The organism is Desulfovibrio sp. (assembly GCF_035644575.1).
Taxonomy (GTDB): Bacteria; Desulfobacterota; Desulfovibrionia; order Desulfovibrionales; family Desulfovibrionaceae; genus Desulfovibrio.
The window spans coordinates 1-4,088 of the sequence record NZ_DASQOG010000065.1 but is presented as its reverse complement, the minus strand read 5'-3'; the positions used below and the strand labels follow the sequence as shown (position 1 = coordinate 4,088).

Genomic DNA, 4,088 nt, shown 5'->3' with positions numbered 1-4,088 from the left:
GAGTTCCGCATTGATTCCATCGTGGATTGCCAGGAGCGCAGCGTTGACCGCCGCGATCTTGAAATCCGCCTGCAAACCCTGAAACTGGACGAAGGCTACTGGCTGGATACGGGCATTGTCACCGACGCCGGATAATTGAGGATGGTTATGCAGCAGCAGGATATGGATTTAGCGCGGCACTGCCGCGAACTGGCGGAAACTTCGCGTTCCGCAGGGGCATGGCTTCAGGACAATGCCGAGCTTGTGGGCAACGAACGCACGGCCCTGCAAAAGGATCTGCGCCATGCAGCCCGCTTTTTCGGCAAATGCGAGCAGGCTGCCCGCCGCAAGATGTGCGTGGGCGTGTTTGGCCCCAGCCAGTCGGGCAAGTCCTACCTTATCTCGGCCCTTGCCAGCGATGCGGACAAGGTGCTTCTGGCCGACTTTTGCGGTCAGACGTTCAATTTCATCAAGGATATCAACCCCGAGGGCGGCAAGGAGTCCACGGGGCTGGTCACGCGCTTTACCACCACGCCGCCCGAGGGCGTTACCGAGGCCTACCCCATCCGTCTGCGTCTGCTTTCAGAAACTGACGTGGCCCGGGTGCTCGCCAATACGTACTATGCGGACTGCGACCACAAGGACGCCCCCAATGCCGAGGCCCTCGCCAAGGAGCTGGAGAGCCTGCAAGGCCGCGCCCAGTCTGCGCCCGTGCCCGGCGGCATGAGTTTGGACGATGTGGAAGAGCTGCGCGATTATGTGAATAAAAACTTCATTTCGCGCCCCAGAGTGCAGATGCTCCAAAACGGTTACTGGGTGCGGGCCATGGAACTGGCCCCCCGTCTGGAACTGGAAGACCGCGCCCGCCTCGTGGGCCTGATCTGGGACAGCGTGCCGGAATTTCAGGCAGTGTATATACAGCTTGGCGCGGCTCTGCGCCAGCTCGGCAACGCTGCCGAAGCATGCTGCGCCATTGACGCGCTCATACCCCGCAGCAACAGCATTATCGACGTGGCGCGGTTGCAGGGCCTCAACGAGCCGCCCACAGACATGCTGACCCTTGTGGGCGCGGAGGGCCGCAAGGCTGACCTGCCACGCGCGTTGGTGACGGCCCTCACGGCCGAAATCACCATCTACATGCGTGAAAAGCCGGATGACTTCTTTGACCACACCGACCTGCTGGATTTTCCCGGCTACCGCGCGCGCTACAAGTTCAGCGATCTGCGCGCCGCGCTGGACAGTCGCAAGGATATGCTCAAGGAACTCTTTTTGCGCGGCAAGGTGGCCTATCTTTTTGAGCGCTACCGTGAAGAAAAAGAACTTACCAGCATGCTGCTCTGCATCGGACCCAGCACGCAGGAGGTGCAGGATCTGCCGCAGGCCGTGTATGAATGGATATGCTCCACTCACGGCGAAACGCCTGAGATGCGCGCCAGCAAAGCGCCAGCGCTCTTTTTTGTGCTCACCAAGATGGACATGGAGTTTGAAAAAAAGGCCGGATCGCCCTCTGTGGAAACCCGCTGGACAACCCGGCTGGAATCCTCGCTGGTGAACTTTTTCGGTCAGGTGCACGACTGGCCGCAAAACTGGGACGGCAGGCACCCGTTCAACAATGTCTTTTTGCTGCGCAATCCCAACTTTTTGTGCGAGGCCATTTTCGATTACGCCGACAGGCGTGAAACTGGCATCCGGCAGGAACAGCAGGCCTTTGTGGAAGAAGTGCGTCAGTCCTTCATGCAATCGCCACTGGTGCAGAAGCATGTGGCGGACCCGGAACGGGCCTGGCAGGCGGCCATGACGCTCAACGACGGCGGCGTGGGCCTGCTGCGCCAGAGCCTGCGGCCCCTGTGCAACCCCGAACTCAAGCGGCAGCAGATCAGCGGCAGCCTTGTCGAAAAATGCGAGCGCCTGAGCACCGGGCTTGCGCCCTTCTACCGCACGGACGACAGGGAAGAACTGCGCAGGCAAAAGGAGCAGCTCTCGCGTCTGCTGGTTTCGCAGATGGCCAAGGTTGCGGAAAAGCAGCTCTTCGGCGAATTTTTGCGCCGCCTTCAGGTGCGCGACTTTGACCTGTACGAAATCTGCCTCAACGCTCGCCAAAGCCCGGATGAAGGTCAGACAGCCGCGCCAGCGCAGATTGTGGGCGCGCGCGTTTCCGCCAACGACATTCTAGGCGACATTTTTGGAGACGACGCCCCTGCGCCAGCGCCAACAACGGATGCTGATGATGCGGAAGCCAGAGACACCGCCCAGGTTTTCGCCGGGATGGTCATGGACCACTGGACAGAGCGGCTGCGCGACCTCTGCAACGATGTGGAAGTCAGGGGGCAGCTTGGCCTGCCAGCCAAGGAACTTGACCAGTTCTGCCACGAGCTTGTGCAGGCCGCAGCGCGCTGCAAGCTGCGCGAAAACCTGGAGGCTGAGCTGCGCCGCTCTTCGGCGTTCAGCAACATGGCCCGCGAGCGCCTCATGTGGAAGCAGGTGAGCCTTGCTGCGGACGCCATCAATGCCTTTGTGGACTGGTGGGGCTTTGACCCCCGTTTTAAGGATCAGACGCGGCGCACCGTTGTTTTTGGCGGCAAAAGCGTGGCACTGTTTAATCCGCCGCAGGAAATCAAGGGCGAACCCCGCATCGGCGAGGAAGAATCGCCCTATGACCGCCTGTGGTATACGGACTGGCTGCGCGCCATGGCCTACAGCGTTATGGCCAATGTGGATTTTGACGGCCAGCAGAGCGTCAACCCTGAACAGAACAACCGCCTGCGTGAACTTTTGCAGGCGTTCAAAGGATAACCCATGCGCGCCAGCATTTCAGCCGATACCGGGCGCGGCCCCGGTAACGGAATCATCGAGATTTTTGACGCAGGCGATGTGAGCGAACCCGGCTTTACCCTATTGCGGGCATCTGACGGCAAATGCCTTGGCCCCCGTGGTTGGCAGGAGAGCGAAACCCTGCTCACCCCTGATGCCTGGGACAATGACGGCGGCAGCCTGCGGCTGGCTGTTGGGCCTGCGGTGGTGGACGAGGTGGACAACCTCGATGCCTACCGTATCAGCCTGCGCGGCGTGGGCAGTTGCGCCCTTGCCGTAAAATCGCTTGTTTACTCCAATATCGCTGGCGGGCACGGCATGGGCGCTGGCGCTCCGCTGACTCCCCCGCCTGTCGCGCCGCCCGCTCCCGAGCCGGAACCGGAACCAGTGCTGGAATCACCGGAGCCGCCCCTGGCTTTTGAGGAGCCGCAAGCGTCCCAGCAGCAGGAAGCCCCGCTTGAAATGGCAAGCAAGGAGGAAGGCAAATCCGGCGGCAAGGCCGGGCTTGTGATCCTGCTGGTGCTTGCAGCCATTGCCGCTGGCGTGGCCGCGTGGTGGTTCATGCTGCGCGAGCCGGAAAAAGCCCCCCTGCCCACGCTCCCGGCGCAGACGCAGAATGCGGACAAGCCCCAAAGCCCTGATCAGGCGCAGCCAAAACCCGCAGACGCCGGGCAACAAGGTGCGGATGCCGCCAAGCAGCCGCTTTCTCCGCTGGCTTCCGCGCGGGAGCAGTTGCGCGGGCAGGCATTGCCCGATGTGAGTCTTGCCATGGCAAAGCCCTTGCGCAAGGCCGATGCCAAGCCCGAGGAAAGCGATGCCGCATTTTTGCTGCTGGAAGACGCGGCGCAGAAAGGCGATGCCGAAGCCATGTTTCTTGTGGGCCAGTTTTACGACCCCGCCAGCACCCTGCCGCGCGGCAGCATCCCCGCCGACCTCACGCAGGCCAAGCGCTGGTACGATCAAGCCCTGCAAAAGGGCCAGCCTCAGGCCAAGGCGGCACTGGATACGCTGAAAGAACACGCCCGCGCCCTTGAGGCCAAGGGTGATGCCGAGGCGCGCTCCCTGCTGCAAAACTGGCAATAAACGCGGCCCCGAGCAGTTTGACCTGGAATTGCTGTATTCCGCGAGGAGTTCACTATGCACTGCATGCCCCTGTTTCGCCGTTGCTGCCTTGTAGCCCTGCTGGTGCTGGGCCTTGGCGTCTGCCTTGCTGGCACTGTCTCCACCGCTTCTGCCGCGCCCCTGTTGCAGCAGGGCAAAAAAAACGCTGTTCCAGCGGGTGGTCAGCCATCCCGGCG

Annotated in this window: 2 protein-coding genes; both read left to right on the top strand. The window is 61.8% G+C overall.

Annotation, left to right across the window (positions count from 1 at the left end; all coding sequences use genetic code 11):
- The first annotated feature begins 162 nt into the window (after positions 1-162).
- Positions 163-2,772 carry a virulence factor SrfC family protein gene (locus VEZ52_RS03160; protein ID WP_324835496.1) on the top strand — a complete coding sequence of 870 codons (2,610 nt, stop codon included), beginning with the start codon at positions 163-165 and terminating at the stop codon, positions 2,770-2,772.
- Between the two features lie 3 nt (positions 2,773-2,775).
- A complete protein-coding gene (locus VEZ52_RS03155; RefSeq protein WP_324835495.1) occupies positions 2,776-3,873 on the top strand; it encodes a sel1 repeat family protein in 1,098 nt (365 codons plus the stop codon).
- Positions 3,874-4,088: the final 215 nt, after the last annotated feature.

Coding starts and splice junctions, on each gene's coding strand:
- VEZ52_RS03160 (WP_324835496.1), top strand. CDS start 163: ATGGATTTAGCGCGGCACTGCCGCGAACTGGCGGAAACTTCGCGTTCC.
- VEZ52_RS03155 (WP_324835495.1), top strand. CDS start 2,776: ATGCGCGCCAGCATTTCAGCCGATACCGGGCGCGGCCCCGGTAACGGA.